The 17,357-nt window shown below is 42.1% G+C and carries 16 protein-coding genes and 1 other annotated feature; of the genes, 1 reads left to right on the top strand and 15 read right to left on the bottom strand.

Annotated elements, in window-relative coordinates; genetic code table 11:
- Positions 1–164 precede the first annotated feature (164 nt).
- Positions 165–3,905: a DNA-directed RNA polymerase subunit beta' gene (gene rpoC, locus DW019_RS09105; RefSeq protein ID WP_118443172.1), complete on the bottom strand. Its 3,741-nt coding sequence runs from the start codon at positions 3,903–3,905 to the stop codon at positions 165–167.
- 21 nt (positions 3,906–3,926) lie between these two features.
- Positions 3,927–7,724, bottom strand: a complete 3,798-nt coding sequence (locus tag DW019_RS09100) for a DNA-directed RNA polymerase subunit beta (RefSeq protein ID WP_117478116.1) — start codon at positions 7,722–7,724, stop codon at positions 3,927–3,929.
- Positions 7,725–7,901: 177 nt separating this feature from the next.
- Between DW019_RS09100 and DW019_RS09095 the strand changes: the two genes are divergently transcribed.
- On the top strand, positions 7,902–8,498 hold the full coding sequence (locus DW019_RS09095; RefSeq protein ID WP_118443171.1) for a cytidylate kinase-like family protein: 597 nt from the start codon (positions 7,902–7,904) through the stop codon (positions 8,496–8,498).
- 128 nt (positions 8,499–8,626) lie between these two features.
- On the opposite strand, the gene rplL is transcribed toward DW019_RS09095, so the two are convergent.
- The 13 genes from rplL to DW019_RS09030 all read right to left on the bottom strand — a co-directional run bounded on the left by rplL (position 8,627) and on the right by DW019_RS09030 (position 17,356).
- Complete coding sequence (gene rplL, locus DW019_RS09090) at positions 8,627–8,995, bottom strand: 50S ribosomal protein L7/L12 (protein WP_022376028.1); 369 nt, start codon at positions 8,993–8,995, stop codon at positions 8,627–8,629.
- Positions 8,996–9,035: 40 nt separating this feature from the next.
- On the bottom strand, positions 9,036–9,536 hold the full coding sequence (gene rplJ / locus DW019_RS09085; protein ID WP_022376029.1) for a 50S ribosomal protein L10: 501 nt from the start codon (positions 9,534–9,536) through the stop codon (positions 9,036–9,038).
- A gap of 75 nt (positions 9,537–9,611) precedes the next feature.
- Positions 9,612–9,757, bottom strand: a sequence feature (ribosomal protein L10 leader region).
- A gap of 37 nt (positions 9,758–9,794) precedes the next feature.
- The gene (rplA, locus tag DW019_RS09080; RefSeq protein WP_118443170.1) at positions 9,795–10,487 is read right to left on the bottom strand and encodes a 50S ribosomal protein L1; all 693 of its coding nucleotides are present in this window, start codon (positions 10,485–10,487) and stop codon (positions 9,795–9,797) included.
- An 86-nt stretch (positions 10,488–10,573) separates the two neighbouring features.
- On the bottom strand, positions 10,574–10,999 hold the full coding sequence (gene rplK / locus DW019_RS09075) for a 50S ribosomal protein L11 (RefSeq protein WP_118443169.1): 426 nt from the start codon (positions 10,997–10,999) through the stop codon (positions 10,574–10,576).
- Positions 11,000–11,019: 20 nt separating this feature from the next.
- Positions 11,020–11,538, bottom strand: a complete 519-nt coding sequence (gene nusG, locus DW019_RS09070) for a transcription termination/antitermination protein NusG (protein ID WP_022376032.1) — start codon at positions 11,536–11,538, stop codon at positions 11,020–11,022.
- 9 nt (positions 11,539–11,547) lie between these two features.
- Entirely contained in the window at positions 11,548–11,751 is a 204-nt protein-coding gene (gene secE, locus DW019_RS09065) for a preprotein translocase subunit SecE (protein WP_022376033.1), read from the bottom strand.
- Positions 11,752–11,784: 33 nt separating this feature from the next.
- Positions 11,785–11,934 (bottom strand): 50S ribosomal protein L33, encoded by a 150-nt coding sequence (rpmG, locus tag DW019_RS09060; protein WP_022376034.1) that lies wholly within the window; start codon positions 11,932–11,934, stop codon positions 11,785–11,787.
- 317 nt (positions 11,935–12,251) lie between these two features.
- A complete protein-coding gene (locus DW019_RS09055) occupies positions 12,252–12,647 on the bottom strand; it encodes a HEPN domain-containing protein (protein ID WP_117478119.1) in 396 nt (131 codons plus the stop codon).
- Positions 12,640–12,975, bottom strand: coding sequence for a nucleotidyltransferase domain-containing protein (locus tag DW019_RS09050; protein ID WP_117478120.1), 336 nt, complete (start codon positions 12,973–12,975; stop codon positions 12,640–12,642). The genes DW019_RS09055 and DW019_RS09050 overlap by 8 nt, the downstream gene beginning before the upstream one ends.
- Positions 12,976–13,369: 394 nt before the next feature.
- The gene (locus tag DW019_RS09045; RefSeq protein WP_118443168.1) at positions 13,370–13,813 is read right to left on the bottom strand and encodes a hypothetical protein; all 444 of its coding nucleotides are present in this window, start codon (positions 13,811–13,813) and stop codon (positions 13,370–13,372) included.
- A gap of 393 nt (positions 13,814–14,206) precedes the next feature.
- Entirely contained in the window at positions 14,207–15,430 is a 1,224-nt protein-coding gene (locus DW019_RS09040) for a hypothetical protein (protein WP_118443167.1), read from the bottom strand.
- An 11-nt stretch (positions 15,431–15,441) separates the two neighbouring features.
- Positions 15,442–16,584, bottom strand: coding sequence for an ATP-binding protein (locus DW019_RS09035; protein ID WP_118443166.1), 1,143 nt, complete (start codon positions 16,582–16,584; stop codon positions 15,442–15,444).
- A 1-nt stretch (position 16,585) separates the two neighbouring features.
- The gene (locus DW019_RS09030) at positions 16,586–17,356 is read right to left on the bottom strand and encodes a tRNA threonylcarbamoyladenosine dehydratase (RefSeq protein ID WP_118443165.1); all 771 of its coding nucleotides are present in this window, start codon (positions 17,354–17,356) and stop codon (positions 16,586–16,588) included.
- Position 17,357 lies beyond the last annotated feature (1 nt).

Genomic DNA, 17,357 nt, shown 5'->3' with positions numbered 1-17,357 from the left:
CAACGAGTTATATCTTATCAAACGGTTCGACGTTTGTCAACACTTTTTTTCATGTTTTTTGCATTTTTTATTTTGAGCGTTTTTCTAACTTAAATCACGACAAAAAAAGAAAAAAACAGGTGCTTAACCATATAGCAAAGCACCTATTTTTTCGATTTTGTTAATTACTCTTCAATCGTTACCACGTCATCATCTGCTTCTGTCATGGCAATTTCTTCGTCTTCCGCAATATCCAGTTCAACATCCGGATCTTTTACGAGAATCTTTACTTCTTTCTCTTTTTCTTCTTCTACCACTTCTACAACCTCTTCTACCGGTTCCGGTGGCTCAAGACTGTCTACCAGGTCACTGTGCAGCTTGATATTACGATAACGCTTCATACCGGTTCCGGCCGGAATCAGCTTACCAATAATAACGTTCTCTTTCAAACCAATCAATGGGTCCACTTTGCCCTTAATTGCTGCATCGGTCAACACTTTAGTAGTCTCCTGGAAAGATGCCGCTGACAAGAAGGAATTCGTTGCCAGGGAAGCTTTTGTAATACCAAGAATAACCTGCTTGCCTTCCGGTGGCTGTTTACCCTCAGCTTCAAGCTGCTCTTTTACATCCTCATAATCCAGAGCATCTACCATAACACCAGGCTGGAAGTCAGAATCCCCATTATTCTCAATGCGTATCTTCTTCAGCATCTGACGTACAATAACCTCGATATGCTTATCATTAATTTCTACACCTTGCAGACGGTATACGCGCTGTACTTCACGGAGCATATAATCCTGAACCGCACGAACACCTTTAATTTTCAAGATGTCATGTGGATTTACACTACCTTCTGTCAACTCATCACCAGCCTCTAATTCCTGTCCTTCCAATACTTTAATACGGGAACCATATGGAATCAGATATGCTTTGCTCTGTCCGGTTTCATCATTTGTAATAACCACTTCACGTTTCTTCTTGGTGTCACGAAGCTGAACTTTTCCTGCAAATTCGGAAATAATAGCAAGTCCCTTTGGCTTTCTTGCCTCAAAAAGCTCCTCGACACGAGGAAGACCCTGTGTGATATCGTCGCCGGCCACACCACCGGTATGGAACGTACGCATGGTAAGCTGTGTACCCGGCTCACCGATGGACTGAGCAGCAATAATACCAACTGCTTCACCAACCTGTACCGGTTCTTTCGTTGCCATGTTTGAACCATAACATTTAGCACAAATACCAATGTGTGATTTGCAAGTAAGAATCGTACGAATCTTAACCTGTGCCTTATCACCTGCATCAATAATTTTCTTTGTATTCACAATGCGTGCCGCACGTTTTGGCGTAATCATATGATTTGCCTTAACAATCACTTCACCATCGTCATCAAGAATTGTTTCACAGGAATAACGTCCTGTAATTCTCTCCTCAAGCGTCTCAATTACTTCTTTTCCATCCATGAACGCACTAATCCACATACCCGGAATTTCTGCACGGTTACGGCTCTCGCAGCAATCCGTCTCACGAATAATCAATTCCTGAGACACATCAACAAGACGTCTTGTCAAATATCCGGAATCGGCTGTACGAAGCGCTGTATCGGAAAGACCTTTACGAGCACCATGCGCAGAAATAAAGTACTCCAATACGTCAAGACCTTCACGGAAGTTTGACTTGATTGGAAGTTCGATGGTACGACCGGATGTATCTGCCATCAAACCACGCATTCCGGCAAGCTGTTTAATCTGCTTATCCGAACCACGAGCTCCGGAGTCCGCCATCATGTAGATGTTATTCAATTCATCCAAACCACTCAACAAGTCATGTGTAATCTGGTCATCGGCAGTTTTCCATGTCTCAACAACAGATTTGTAACGTTCTTCCTCAGTCAACAGACCACGGCGGTATTTCTGGGAAATAACCTCAACCGTATTCTCTGCCTGCTTAAGCAAATCTTTCTTCGTTGCCGGCACTTCCATATCGGAAATGGAAACAGTCATTGCTGCCTTTGTCGAATATTTATAACCAAGTGCTTTAATTGCATCGAGCGTTTCCGCTGTCTTTGTTGCACCTTCATTGTTAATACATTTTTCCAGAATCTGTTTCAACTGCTTTTTGCCAACGTGGAAATCTACTTCCAGTTTAAGGAAGTTATCCGGATTGCTTCGGTCAACAAACCCAAGATTCTGGCTGATAATCTCATTGAAAATAAATCTTCCCAATGTCGATTCAATAATACGAGATTCTTCTTCACCTGCAGCATTTACGCCAAAACGACGAATTTTAATTTTTGCATGAAGTGTAATCTCATGGTTTTCATAGGCAATAATTGCCTCATTCATATCTTTAAAGAAACGTCCGGTTCCTTTTGCTCCCTGCTCCGGAGTTCTCTCCTGTGTCAAATAATAAATACCAAGGACCATATCCTGAGAAGGTACGGCTACGGCACCACCATCGGATGGTTTCAGCAGGTTGTTTGGTGACAACAGAAGGAAGCGGCACTCTGCCTGTGCTTCCACGGAAAGTGGCAAATGCACAGCCATCTGGTCTCCATCGAAGTCGGCGTTGAACGCTGTACATACGAGTGGATGAAGTTTGATTGCCTTACCTTCGACAAGGATTGGCTCAAATGCCTGAATACCCAGACGGTGAAGTGTAGGGGCACGGTTTAACATAACCGGATGCTCGCGAATTACTTCTTCAAGGATATCCCATACAGCAGGCTCTAACTTCTCTACCATTTTCTTTGCATTTTTAATATTATGAGCAGTTCCGTTTGCAACCAATTCTTTCATTACAAATGGTTTGAAAAGCTCAATTGCCATCTCTTTTGGCAGACCGCACTGATAAATCTTAAGTTCCGGTCCTACGACGATTACAGAACGTCCGGAATAGTCAACACGCTTACCAAGAAGGTTCTGACGAAAACGTCCCTGTTTACCTTTAAGCATATCAGACAATGATTTCAATGCACGGTTTCCAGGTCCTGTAACCGGACGGCCACGACGTCCATTATCAATCAATGCATCAACTGCTTCCTGCAGCATACGTTTTTCGTTTCGCACAATGATATCCGGAGCGCCAAGTTCCAAAAGTCTCTTCAAACGGTTGTTACGATTAATGATTCGACGATACAAATCGTTCAAATCGGAAGTTGCAAAACGTCCACCATCCAGCTGTACCATCGGACGAAGATCCGGTGGAATAACAGGAATCACCGTAAGAATCATCCAGTCCGGATGGTTTCCGGATTCACGGAATGCTTCTACAACTTCCAGACGCTTGATAATGCGGGCACGTTTCTGTCCGCTGGCATCCTTCAATTCATCTTTCAATGTTTTGGACTCTTCTTCCAAATCAATTCTCTGCAAAAGTTCCTGAATGGATTCTGCACCCATACCAACACGGAACGTATCACCAAAATCTTCTCTTGCTTTCTGGTATTCCTGCTCAGAAAGAACCTGTTTTACCTGAATTTCCGGTGTCTCAGATTCCAATACAATATAGGAAGCAAAATACAATACTTTTTCCAATACTTTTGGAGAAATATCCAAAATCAAGCCCATGCGGCTCGGAATTCCCTTGAAGTACCAAATATGGGATACCGGAGCAGCCAACTCAATGTGACCCATGCGCTCACGACGAACGCTGGATTTTGTGACTTCCACACCACATCGGTCGCAGACAACACCTTTATAACGTACTTTTTTGTACTTACCGCAATGACATTCCCAGTCTTTGCTCGGTCCAAAAATACGCTCGCAATACAAACCGTCTTTTTCCGGTTTCAGGGTACGATAATTGATGGTCTCCGGCTTCTTTACCTCACCTCTGGACCACTCACGGATTTTTTCCGGAGATGCCAGTCTGATTTTAATTTTATCGTAAGTCAATGTCTTTTCTTCTTCATTACCATACTGTGGCATATTTATAACCCGTCCTTTCTATCAATCTGCGCTGATGCTGCTATCGTCATCAATGCCCTGTACATCCGTTTCGCGGAAACCGGCATCTTCAAAGGATTCTTCTTTGAGTTCAAAGTTTTTGTCATTGATTAATTCATTCACATTTTCATGAGTTCCTTCTTCTATGGACTCATTCATCTGAACTTCGTTTCCTTCTTCATCCAGCACTGCAACATCCAATCCGAGAGCCTGTAACTCTTTCAGCAATACCTTAAAGGACTCAGGTATGCCAGGCTCAGAAATATTGTCGCCTTTGATAATTGCTTCGTATGTCTTAACACGTCCTACTACGTCATCCGACTTCACGGTCAGAATTTCCTGAAGAGTATAAGCTGCACCATACGCCTCAAGAGCCCATACCTCCATCTCTCCGAATCGCTGACCACCAAACTGCGCTTTACCACCAAGTGGCTGTTGGGTAACCAGTGAATAAGGACCAGTGGAACGAGCATGGATTTTATCATCAACCAAGTGATGGAGTTTCAGATAATGCATGAAACCAATCGTAACTTCGCCATCGAAATACTCTCCGGTACGTCCGTCACGAAGCTGAACCTTTCCATCTTCCTTAATCGGCACACCTGCCCATTCTTTTCTATAGTCCTGATTTGTCAGGAGATAATCCATCACTTCCGGATCAAGAACATCTTTGTATTTCTTCTCAAAATCCTCAAGCGGTGTATTTACATAATCATTTGCCAGTTTCAAGGTATCCATGATGTCAATCTCGTTTGCGCCATCAAATACCGGTGTTGCAACATTGAAACCAAGGACTTTCGCTGCCAGACTCAAATGAATCTCAAGCACCTGTCCGATATTCATTCGGGAAGGCACACCCAGAGGATTCAACACGATGTCAAGCGGACGTCCGTTTGGCAAAAATGGCATATCTTCAACCGGCAGTACACGGGAAACGACACCCTTGTTACCATGACGACCAGCCATCTTATCGCCGACCTGAATTTTTCTCTTCTGTGCAATATAAATGCGCACGGTCTGATTTACACCAGGTGACAATTCATCCCCATTTTCACGGGTAAATACTTTCGCATCCACAACGATACCAAATTCACCATGTGGAACGCGAAGAGATGTATCTCTTACTTCTCTTGCTTTCTCTCCGAAAATAGCACGAAGAAGTCTTTCTTCTGCAGTCAGTTCTGTCTCACCTTTTGGTGTTACTTTACCAACTAAGATGTCTCCGGCACGAACTTCTGCACCAATACGGATAATACCGCGCTCATCCAAATCTTTGAGAGCATCATCACCGACGCCCGGTACATCACGTGTAATTTCTTCCGGTCCGAGTTTTGTATCACGTGCTTCTGTCTCATATTCATTAATATGAACAGAAGTATACACATCTTCCTGCACCAGTCTTTCACTGAGCAGTACGGCATCCTCGTAGTTATAACCTTCCCATGTCATAAATCCAATCAATGGGTTTTTACCAAGGGCGATTTCGCCGCCGGAAGTAGAAGGTCCATCAGCAATTACCTGACCAGTCTCAACTTCATCACCTTTTGTAACAATCGGTCTCTGGTTCATGCAGGTACCCTGGTTGCTTCGTACAAATTTAGACAATTTATACTCATCCAGATTTCCATCTTTTTTGCGAATCAAAATGCGGTTTGTTTCGGCACGTTCTACCACACCGCCTTCTTTTGCTACCACACAGTTTCCGGAGTCAACAGCCGCTTTCATTTCCATACCTGTTCCGACAACCGGTGCTTCTGTTACAAGAAGCGGCACTGCCTGACGCTGCATGTTGGAACCCATCAGAGCACGGTTCGCATCATCATTTTCCAAGAATGGAATCATGGCTGTTGCCACAGAGAATACCATCTTTGGCGATACGTCCATGTAATCAATTTTATTTCTCTCAAATTCCGATGTCTCTTCACGGAAACGACCGGATACATTTTTACGAACGAAATGACCTTCTTCGTCCAGACGCTCATTCGCCTGTGCAACGTGGTAACGGTCTTCTTCGTCTGCCGTCATATAAACAACTTCATCTGTTACACGTGGATTCTCCGCATCCGAGTGGTCTACTTTACGATATGGAGCCTCAACAAATCCATACTCGTTAATTCTTGCGTAAGATGCCAGTGAGTTGATCAAACCGATGTTCGGTCCCTCAGGCGTCTCAATCGGACACATTCTTCCATAATGGGAATAGTGTACGTCACGCACCTCAAATCCGGCACGGTCACGGGACAAACCACCAGGTCCGAGGGCTGACAGACGACGTTTGTGTGTCAACTCAGAAAGCGGGTTGTTCTGATCCATAAACTGTGACAGCTGGGAACTTCCGAAGAATTCCTTAACCGCTGCCGTTACCGGTTTAATATTAATCAACGACTGTGCAGAAATACCTTCGATATCCTGCGTTGTCATTCTTTCACGCACCACACGCTCCATACGGGACAAACCAATACGGTACTGGTTCTGAAGCAGCTCGCCTACTGCACGGATACGACGATTTCCCAAGTGATCGATATCGTCGTCATTTCCCAGACCATATTCCAAATGGATGTTGTAGTTAATAGAAGCAAAAATATCTTCCTTTGTTATATGTTTCGGAATTAACAATGCTACATTGCGGCGGATTGCGTCATAACGCTCCTCATCCGTCTCATTTTCTTCCAAAATCTTCTTCAATTCCGGATAGTAAACATCTTCTGTAATTCCCAACGCTTTTTTATCTGCCTGTGGCAAAAATGCATGTAAATCAACCATCATATTGGACAATACTTTTACAACATGTCCTTCTTCTGTCTGCATCATTACAAACGGAATGGCTGCGTTCTGAATTTCACGAGCAAGCTCTTCGGAAACCATCGTTCCGGCTTCTGCCACTACTTCACCGGTTTCCGGGCTGACTGCATCTTCTGCAAGTGCAAATCCGACAATACGATTTGTGAAGGATAATTTCTTATTAAATTTATAACGTCCAACCTTCGCCAAGTCATAACGTCTTACATCAAAGAACATATTGTTAATGAGGCTTTCCGCACTGTCAACAGCAAGCGGTTCACCCGGACGAAGTTTTTTATACAATTCAAGCAAACCGTCCTGATAGTTCTTGGAAACGTCCTTCTCAATACTTGCCAAAATTTTCGGCTCCTCGCCAAACATGTTCAAAATTTCCTGATCTGTCCCTACACCAAGTGCACGAATCAAAACCGTAATCGGAACTTTTCTATTTCTATCTACACGAACGTAAAATATATCATTGGAGTCTGTCTCATATTCCAACCACGCTCCACGGTTTGGAATAACAGTCGAAGAATACAACTCTTTACCAATTTTATCATGGGCGATACCATAATAAATGCCAGGGGAACGAACCAACTGACTTACAATAACACGCTCTGCTCCGTTAATAATAAACGTACCTGTCGCGGTCATAAGAGGAAGGTCTCCCATGAAAATATCATGTTCACTAATTTCCTCTGTTTCATTATTATGGAGTCTTACTTTAACTTTCAATGGTGCCGCATAAGTCGCATCCCGCTCCTTACACTCTTCGATGGAATATTTCACATCATCCCGGCACAGCTCAAAGCTAACAAATTCCAGACTTAAATTGCCGTTGTAATCCGCAATCGGCGAAATATCGCGGAATACTTCATTCAAGCCCTCTTCCAGAAACCATTTGTACGAATCTGTCTGAACCTCAATGAGGTTTGGCATCTCCAATACTTCTTTCTGTTTCGAGTAACTCATTCTCACACCTTTGCCCACATGGACAGGGCGTATTCTGTTTTTCTCCATTGATGATTTCACTCCTTGTCTTTTCTACAGAACTGTGATATACTACAAATTAGGTAGGGATATTGCGCCTACCATACCACAATAGTGCATTTTCTATCGTACCACAAATGTAGTAAGGTGTCAAGCGTTTATTTGGCACTTTTTTCTATTTTTTTAATATTTTTAAGGAGACGATGTATGGGGAATCAAATCATTATTTCAATCAGCCGTGAATACGGCAGTGAAGGACACACAATTGCGAAACAAATTGCGAAAGATCTGGGGCTTCCTTTTTATGACCGCAATATGCTTGACGAAATCGCAAAAGAAAAGGGCTTTGACCCGGCTGTTTTTGCCGGTGTAGATGAAAAGCCGCGCAACAAACTGCTTTCGCGCCGAGTAAAAGGATATTCTAACGCAACCGAAGACAATCTGGCGCAGATGCAGTTCGAATTTCTTCGTAAAAAGGCCGCCTCCGGCGAATCTTTCGTCGTGCTTGGCCGTTGTTCCGAAACGATTCTAAAGGAATATGATAGCTTAGTTTCAATTTTTGTTACCGGAAACAAGGACCGCAAATTAAAACATGTTATGGAGAAGTTTTCGCTTTCCGAAACTGCCGCCGCAGCTAAAATCACTAAACATGACGCATACCGCCGCCGATACCATAATCACTATTCGGATTTTAAATGGGGTGACTCGCGCAATTATGATGTTTGTATCAATAGCAGCCGGATTGGTGTGGAAAGAACGGCTAAGTTATTGGAGGAGTTTATTAACAATATCAAGGATGCATAAGCGGTGCCGTGCCGCACTTCGTGCGTCTCTACGCGCGCTATAAAATCAAAAATAGACTCAGAAACTCGCAAGCAAGCTTGCAGTTTCTGAGTCTATTTCTGGTTTTGCACCGCTTAGTGTGAACGCGATTATTTTAATGTTACTTTTGCGCCTTCAGCTTCGAGTTTCTCTTTGATTTCTTCAGCTTCTTCTTTTGTAGCGCCCTCTTTAACTACTTTAGGAGCTCCGTCTACAACTTCTTTAGCTTCTTTCAATCCAAGACCAGTTACTTCACGAACAACTTTGATAACTTTAACCTTAGCTGCTCCAACTTCTGTCAACTCTACGTCGAACTCGTCTTTCTCAGCTGCACCGCCTGCTGCGTCTCCGCCTGCTGCTGCAACGACTACACCTGCTGCTGCAGATACGCCGAACTCTTCCTCACATGCTTTTACTAAATCATTCAATTCCATAACGCTCATCTCTTTGATAGCATCGATAAATTCCTGTGTTGTCATTTTGTTTTCCTCCATTCAAATTTAAAAAAATAATAATAACTTATTCTGCTGCTGTTTCGCCCTGAGCTTCTGCAATCTGTTTTACGACACGAGCAAAGTTCGTGATTGGTGACTGCAGGCTTCCAAGCAACTTGGAAATAAGCTCGTCTTTTGACGGGATTGTAGCAAGAACTTTAACGCCAGCGGCATCATAATACTCACCATCTACAACTCCACTCTTAATCTCAAGAGCCTCTGCTTCTTTTGCAAAATTATTAATAATTCTTGCCGGAGCAGTCTCATCTTCGATACCGAATGCGATTGCTGTAGGACCTTCCAAGTCTTTGTCAAGCTGCGCAAAATCGGTTCCATCAAACGCCAAGTGAAGCATTGTATTTTTGTATACTTTGTATACAACACCAGCTTCTCTTAACTGTTTACGAAGTTTTGTATCCTGCTCAACTGTCAGTCCACGATAATCAACAAGAACTGCAGATTTAGCATCTGATACATAGCCTTTGATTTCATCAACGATAGGCGCTTTTAATTCGACTTTAGCCATGATTTGTTACCTCCTTATTATTGTCAGCTTATGCTGCCATATAATCTGCCGGAGATTTCATCAAAAATGTCATTGACATTTATAAAAAATCCTCTGCCTGCGCACGCAGACAGAGGATATAATCTCACTATGATTGCATTCACAATCTTCCTCGGCAAGCGGCATCCGCACTTACATAGCAAAGCTATACTTGCTGTCTACGGCAGTTATAAACTTTAGTCAGTGTAGCATAGCGCTACACAATTGTCAAGTTTTTAATTATCCAATTTTCAAAGTATTTACTTTGATTCCAGGACCCATTGTAGAAGTTACGGTAACACTCTTCATATAGGTTCCCTTTGCACTTGCTGGTTTTGCTTTAACAATAGCATCCATCAATGTGTTAAAGTTCTCGGTAAGCTGCTCTTCTGTGAAGGAAGCTTTACCAACCGGACAATGGATAATATTTGCTTTATCCAAACGATACTCGATTTTACCTGCTTTAATATCATTAACAGCCTTTGTAACATCCATTGTAACCGTACCAGCTTTTGGGTTTGGCATCAAGCCTTTTGGTCCGAGGACACGTCCTAAACGACCAACTACGCCCATCATGTCAGGTGTTGCTACTACAACGTCAAAATCGAACCATCCCTCATTCTGGATTCTTGGAATGAGTTCTTCGCCACCAACGAAATCTGCACCTGCTGCTTCTGCTTCTGCCACTTTATCACCTTTAGCGAATACAAGAACACGAACTGTTTTACCAGTACCGTGAGGCAGAACAACGGCACCACGCACCTGCTGGTCAGCATGACGGCCATCTACACCAAGACGGATATGAGCTTCTACGGTTTCATCAAATTTTGCAACTGCTGTTTTCTTAACAAGGCTAATTGCTTCAGCCACATCATACTGTGTTGCACGATCTACTAATTTTGCGGCCTCTGTATATTTTTTACCTCTTTTCATTTTTCAAACCTCCTAGTGGTATTAACGAACATTGTCTCCCACAACGTCCAAATGACATTAGTTCTTTTTTCTGCGATAAATTTTGACTACTCTTCTACTGTGATACCCATACTTCTTGCTGTACCAGCAATCATGCTCATAGCTGCTTCTAAGCTGCCGGCATTTAAGTCAGGCATTTTTGTTACTGCAATTTTCTGGATATCTTCCTTAGAAATTGTAGCAACTTTCTTTTTGTTCGGCTCGCCGGAACCAGACTGAATCTTGCATGCTTTCTTCAAAAGAACAGCAGCCGGCGGAGTCTTTGTTACAAAACTAAAACTTCTATCTGCATAAACAGTAATTACAACAGGAATAATCATTCCATCCTGTCCCTGTGTTTTAGCGTTAAACTCTTTTGTAAACTGAGCAATATTGATTCCGTGCTGTCCAAGTGCAGGACCAACCGGCGGTGCCGGAGTTGCCTTTCCTGCCGGAATCTGTAATTTAATATATCCTTCGACTTTCTTAGCCATTTTCAATTCCTCCTAAACGATTAAACCAGTTTCAATTCTGAGAAGTCAATCTCAACCGGAGTATCACGGCCAAACATATCAATGACAATGACTGCCATCTGTTTTGCCGGGTGAACTTCCTGAACAACACCGTCAGTATCCTGCCATACTCCCTCTGTAACGATAACATGATCTCCAATGGAAAATGGAGAAGCCTCTGCCTCTGCCAAAAATCCCATGTTGGCAATTTCTTCTTCTGTCAACGGTACCGGTTTGGATCCCGGTCCAACAAATCCTGTTACGCCACGTGTGTTTCGCACAACATACCAAGTCTGGTCATTCATAATCATATTGATTAAAACGTACGCCGGAAACATTTTCTTCTGAACCTGTTTCTTTTCTCCGTTTTTCTCTTCTACGACCGTCTGCAGCGGAATCAGAACTTCTAAAATCTGATCCTGCAGATTACGATTCTCGATTGTTTTCTCAATATCTGCTTTTACCTTATTCTCATAACCGGAATAAGTATGAACTACATACCATTTTGCTTCTTCTGCCATGGCAACCTCCTATGAAACAATGTGAAGTGCAGCCAATCCCAGACGAATCACCCAGTCAACACCGGCAATCAGTACACCGAGCAATACGGACACTACGATTACAAGTGCAGATTGTTTCACCAAATCTTCCTTCTTCGGCCAGGTACACTTCTTGAACTCACTCTTTACACTTTTAAAGAAGCCAGGTTTCGAAGTCTTTTCTGCTTCGCTCATGTGACACACATCCTTTCCGAAACATCACACGGACTACTTAGTCTCCTTGTGTAACGTGTGTTTCTTGCAAAATCTACAATATTTCTTTGTTTCCATTCTGTCCGGATGGTTCTTCTTATCTTTGGTCATGTTGTAATTACGCTGTTTGCATTCTGTACATTCCAAAGTAATTTTAGTACGCATCTTGTCACCTCCGTGAAATTATTTTTTCTGAACCCACGCAATCCTGCGCTTATTCAGCTCTTACACCGCAACTGCGGCTTGGTCAAAATTTTGGCATAAAAAAAAGACCTAATTCATCGCCTATCCACTATACCACAAGCCATAGGTCCACGTCAATAAGTTTTTTTCGCGAAAGCTACAAGCCATGCAAAAAATAAAATTCACGCTGCTTCGTTGGGAGCTTGCTCACATAAGAAGCAGTGGGATTTTTATTTTTTATAGGGCGACAGCCCGCGACCGAGGGAGCTTTGCTCACGAGGTTGGCATGGCTTGTAGCTTCACGAGTTTTTTCCAACATATTTTTTCACTTCATTAATCATCTGCACTGCTGTTTCAATTTGCTTAGCAGCCTCTTCTTTCCCTGCAATATAAAAATCATCATAATCGCTTTTTTCCCGCAACTGCTTCAACATCCCTATTCTTCTTCCTAATTCTTTTGAAAACTTTTCTGTTGCCACATAGGTTTTGTTAAAATATCCAATTGCATCTTTATGCCGTTTAAAATCAATTTCTTCCAACGCCAATACTGCCTTTATCGCGTAAAAAGTAGCATAATACGAACGATTAATGGAATCTTTAAATAACGCATTATCATAACTCATCTGTGCAACTTTAATACTGTCTTCCGCCTGCGAAAGTCGATAACTTGATAAGTCCTGCTTTCTATTATCCATCAATAACCACACCTTCCTTTACAACATTATCATAAAACGGTAAGGCTCCCAACCAATATTTAAAATGCTCTTCATTCTTTACAATAATGCTTATGTCAACTCCATACTCCATTAAAAAATCAAAAGCAACATCATACAATTTATATTCAACTGGTTTTATAACCTCATCAGTAAGCGACGTCAATACCATAACATCCACATCTGAGCCTTCCCTATAATCACCTCTGGCATAGGATCCATACACAATTACCTTTTTTAAATCTTCTCCCAAAACATTTCTTATCTCTTGCACAAACAAATCCACTACATTACGAATTGCCTCTGGCATAACCTCACCTCCTAGTTAATCTGCTCTTTTTTCAATCAAGTTATTTAATAATTATAGTATATCACACCATCCAACTAACATCCACTAATTTTATAACTTCTTTATATTTAGTATAACAGTCTGCAAAATTGGCATGGCTTGTAGCTTTCTATCGCCAACATTCTCTCCTAACAACAAAATAGAGGGCAACTACGTGCCCTCTGCTCATAAATCGCTCATTTATAAGGCTGTGCATCACCTATTGTTAAAGCACAATGCTTTTCTTATGTATAGTATATTAAAAATCACATGAAACGTCAACATGTTTTTTCAAATATTTTCTATTTCACATCTAGTCACCTTTATTCTTCTGCAAATAACAAACAGGGGCAAAACATATACCCCTGCCGCAAAATCATGCAGAAAGATAAATTTTTGAAACCTTTCCTTTCACTATTTTAACCCATGTGGAAATACCAGCCCAATTTTTCGTACTTTTAATTCCACGTTGTTTTGTGAACTTTTTAATTGCATAGGAATACTCTTCATTTCCCTCGCATTCTACCACTTTGCAATTAGATGCAACCTTATACTTTCGTGTCTTTGCCTTGATTTTTTTACTTGTATCCCAATCAAACTTTTTCTTCACCTTGCTCATGCCACCCTTAATAATCAATTTTCCACCCCGATAATACATTTTAATACGACATCCAGCTTCGCCGCCCTGACTTTTTGTAAGCCCCGTTCCATAAAGCCAATATGAACTTGCCGCTTTAGCCTTACTTCCTCCGCTCCATTGACACAATCCTCCAACCAAAAGGGATAACACCAATAACTTTACAATAATCTTCTTTCTCATTTTTCTACCTCCTAAAACATTCTTGATTTCGATATTATATCAAGAAAAAAAAGAAATTTCTTTGGAATTTTTCAATATAATTCTACCAAGCAACTCTTTAACTCATTTTTCCCTTTAATGGTTGCCTTTTTCTGAATTTTAGAAGTGCTCCTCGCCCTTTCGCGATGTTTTACGCCACAAAAACAACTCTTTTAGGTGTAATTTCAAATTAGCGTTGTTTTTGATAGCAAGTTCCATCATTCCGATGCAACGCTTTTCCGCTTTTCAGACAATTTGCGTTGTTTTTCACGTTTTCGTCTCTATCCACACGCAACGCACAACACAGCAACACACAGCACAGCCGCCACGCAACTTAGCCATCACGCAACTTAGCCGCCATACAACACGAATGCGTCAAATCCAATGATTATACGTTGCCACGGTTCCAATCAGATTAATCGCAAACCCAAACACCAAAATCACCGTATTCCACTGCACAAACTTTTCACCCTTTGGTTTCCAGAGTGTCAGACCAAAGAACAAATACGGCATCATATCAAGCAAATAGCGATTGCCAAACTGCCAGCCGCCAAGCGTTTTATGACAGCAGATAATCAACAAATGCGCCACTGCCAAAATCGGAAGCATAACAAGCAGCGTCAAATTTCCCTCTCTCTTTTTCACCAGCGCATATATCCAAACACCAATCATGGTAATAAAAATCGGCGCAATCAGCCAAAACGCCATTCCATCCGATGAGAAAAACGAAAGCGCACCACCGTTTCCCCCTGCTGCCGGCAGACGCAGATAATGCATTAAATTTTCTTTTAAATAAGAAAAATTAAACTGACCAGTCGTAGTTCTCGTAAACTCCGGCAGATAATTATGTCCAAATTCCGTGATATTGCCGAAGCGGGCATAATTAAGCGCCATATACGAAATTGCAATCGCACCACAGCCAATCGCCCAGTACCATTTATCTTTTACAAGCTGCCATACTGTCCCTTTCGGATTTTCCTTTTTGTACCCTTTCACCAAAAGATAAACCAAAAGAATACCATACAACGCAAGCATCGGACGGCATCCCACAGCACACGCCCAAAACGCTAACGACAAACCACCTTTTTGACGCATCGCATAATACAGTGCCATTAAACTAAGCGTAAAACTCATGCTCTGAGCAATAAACCAGACATAGCCGTTCATCCCGACAAAAAGATAACCGGACGCAAAATAGAGCATAAGCACCCAGAACAATGCATGCTGCTTTTCAAGAGAAACCTCTCGGTAAAGTTTAATCGCGTACACACATCCGGCAATAGTGACCAAAAGAGCAATCAAATGGTCCGGCGTATTGGTACCAAAAATCATAACAAAAGGAATCAACACATAAGAGGGAAATGGAGGAAAACTAACAAAATACTTTCCCTGATAAATAGCAAGTTCAAGCCATGGATAGTCCTGCCCTAAATCAAGCCTTCCTTTCAGCCACGAATCCGTTTGCAATGCATACGAATTGTACGGATTACTCTGCCATGGCCACTGTCCGGTAAATGCCGCAATCACCCAAAACGTACCAAGTAACGCAAGCGGCACAATGACATAAATCCAATCCACTTTTTCAAGCCATTTTTTCATACTCTCTCCTCCTATTTATCCTCGTAATGCTCCAGAAAATGATGCTTTACACCATCTTTTTTATAAGCAATTACCGTATCTAGATTTACATTTTCCACACTCTTAAAAATATTTCCCTCAATAAAAGGATTTGTCTTCTTCAATTCATGAATCAGATTTTTAATTTCCAGCCGTTTCGAGCGAGTTTCCTCGTTATCGCATGTTGTACAAGTGTCCGTAAATTTGCACGCACACTGAATAAATTTCAAATCATTGTAATCGCGCCACGCCTTAATGTCATCTTCACGAACAAGATACAACGGACGAATCAACTCCATTCCCTCAAAATTTGTGCTGTGAAGTTTTGGCATCATCGTCTGCACCTGCGCCCCATAGAGCATTCCCATCAAAATCGTTTCAATTACATCGTCGTAATGATGTCCAAGTGCAATCTTATTGCAGCCAAGTTCTCTCGCAAAATTATACAAATGACCTCTCCTCATACGGGCACACAAATAACACGGCGATTTCTCAATATGGTAAACCGAATCAAAAATATTCGATTCAAAAATCGTAATCGGCACATTCAGAATTTTCGCATTGTTCTCAATCACCTTGCGGTTTGCCTCGCTGTAGCCGGGGTCCATAACAAGAAATTTTACATCAAATTCGAACTTGCTGAAACGTTTCAAGTCCTGAAAACATTTCGCCATCAACATCGAATCTTTTCCGCCGGAAATGCAGACCGCAATTTTATCTCCCGGTTTTACCAATTCATACTGCGTAACCGCTTTCGTAAATTTCGACCAAATATTTTTTCGAAATTTTTTATGAAGACTCCGCTCCACTTCTTTCGCCTTGTCAACGGCAGCATCTTGTTCTTCCATTTGACGAAAACGTGCCAAAAGCCACGAAGCATAGCCGCCCTGAAGGCTCACGGCATCAAATCCTTCTTCACAAAGTTTTTCCGCAACACCGATACTGGTCTCGCCTCTGCTGCAACAAATAACAAGTTTTTTTGTCTTATCCACCTCAGGACTTGCCGAAATTTCATCTTTATCTAAATGCAACGCTCCATCTATGGCACCTCTAGCCACTTCCTGCTCACCGCGAATATCAATAATCTGATAAGTTTCCGGGTTCATTGCAAATAATTCATCTACTGTAATACTCATATTAACGCCGCTCACTTTCCGTCTGACACAAGTCTTTAACCACCTCACCGGCAATAATAAGCCCCGCAACCGAAGGTACAAATGCTGTACTTCCCGGAATATCCCGGCGCTCCGTGCACTTATGCTTTGCCCCCGGCGGACAGATGCAGTTTGTCCGGCAGCTGATTGCCATATCCTCAATCGGGCGTTTCGGTTGTTCTTCCGAATACACCACCTTGAGTTTCTTCACACCGCGTTTCTTCAACTCGCGCCGCATTACTTTTGCCAGCGGACACACTTTTGTTTTATAAATATCCGCAACACGGAAACCGCTCGCATCTAGCTTATTACCGGCACCCATACTGCTGATAATCGGTGTATTTGTCTCCTTCGCACGCAGGATTAACTCAATCTTTGCCGTCACCGTATCAACCGCATCAATCACGTAGTCATATTCCTCAAACGGAAATTCTGCTGCATTTTCCGGCAAAAAGAAGCACTTATGAACATTTACGACAGCATCTGGGTTGATATCTAAAATTCGTTCTTTCATGACATCCACCTTGTACTGTCCAACTGTTTTCCTCGTAGCAATAATCTGCCGGTTCAGATTCGTCAGACAGACTTTATCATCATCAATCAAATCAAATGTAAACACGCCGCTGCGAACAAGCGCTTCACATACATAGCCACCGACACCGCCAACTCCGAAAACTGCCACTCTGGCATTTTTCAAGCGTTCCATACCTTCTTTTCCCAACAATAATTCCGTTCTTGAAAACTGTGTCAACATC

This window comes from Clostridium sp. AF37-5 (assembly GCF_003477605.1).
GTDB lineage: Bacteria > Bacillota > Clostridia > Lachnospirales > Lachnospiraceae > Eubacterium_F.
Note: the sequence above shows the minus strand (reverse complement) of the source record. Positions and strands in the feature narration are given on the sequence as shown.

Coding starts and splice junctions, on each gene's coding strand:
- rpoC (WP_118443172.1), bottom strand. CDS start 3,905: ATGCCACAGTATGGTAATGAAGAAGAAAAGACATTGACTTACGATAAA.
- DW019_RS09100 (WP_117478116.1), bottom strand. CDS start 7,724: ATGGAGAAAAACAGAATACGCCCTGTCCATGTGGGCAAAGGTGTGAGA.
- DW019_RS09095 (WP_118443171.1), top strand. CDS start 7,902: ATGGGGAATCAAATCATTATTTCAATCAGCCGTGAATACGGCAGTGAA.
- rplL (WP_022376028.1), bottom strand. CDS start 8,995: ATGACAACACAGGAATTTATCGATGCTATCAAAGAGATGAGCGTTATG.
- rplJ (WP_022376029.1), bottom strand. CDS start 9,536: ATGGCTAAAGTCGAATTAAAAGCGCCTATCGTTGATGAAATCAAAGGC.
- rplA (WP_118443170.1), bottom strand. CDS start 10,487: ATGAAAAGAGGTAAAAAATATACAGAGGCCGCAAAATTAGTAGATCGT.
- rplK (WP_118443169.1), bottom strand. CDS start 10,999: ATGGCTAAGAAAGTCGAAGGATATATTAAATTACAGATTCCGGCAGGA.
- nusG (WP_022376032.1), bottom strand. CDS start 11,538: ATGGCAGAAGAAGCAAAATGGTATGTAGTTCATACTTATTCCGGTTAT.
- secE (WP_022376033.1), bottom strand. CDS start 11,751: ATGAGCGAAGCAGAAAAGACTTCGAAACCTGGCTTCTTTAAAAGTGTA.
- rpmG (WP_022376034.1), bottom strand. CDS start 11,934: ATGCGTACTAAAATTACTTTGGAATGTACAGAATGCAAACAGCGTAAT.
- DW019_RS09055 (WP_117478119.1), bottom strand. CDS start 12,647: ATGGATAATAGAAAGCAGGACTTATCAAGTTATCGACTTTCGCAGGCG.
- DW019_RS09050 (WP_117478120.1), bottom strand. CDS start 12,975: ATGCCAGAGGCAATTCGTAATGTAGTGGATTTGTTTGTGCAAGAGATA.
- DW019_RS09045 (WP_118443168.1), bottom strand. CDS start 13,813: ATGAGAAAGAAGATTATTGTAAAGTTATTGGTGTTATCCCTTTTGGTT.
- DW019_RS09040 (WP_118443167.1), bottom strand. CDS start 15,430: ATGAAAAAATGGCTTGAAAAAGTGGATTGGATTTATGTCATTGTGCCG.
- DW019_RS09035 (WP_118443166.1), bottom strand. CDS start 16,584: ATGAGTATTACAGTAGATGAATTATTTGCAATGAACCCGGAAACTTAT.
- DW019_RS09030 (WP_118443165.1), bottom strand. CDS start 17,356: ATGTTGACACAGTTTTCAAGAACGGAATTATTGTTGGGAAAAGAAGGT.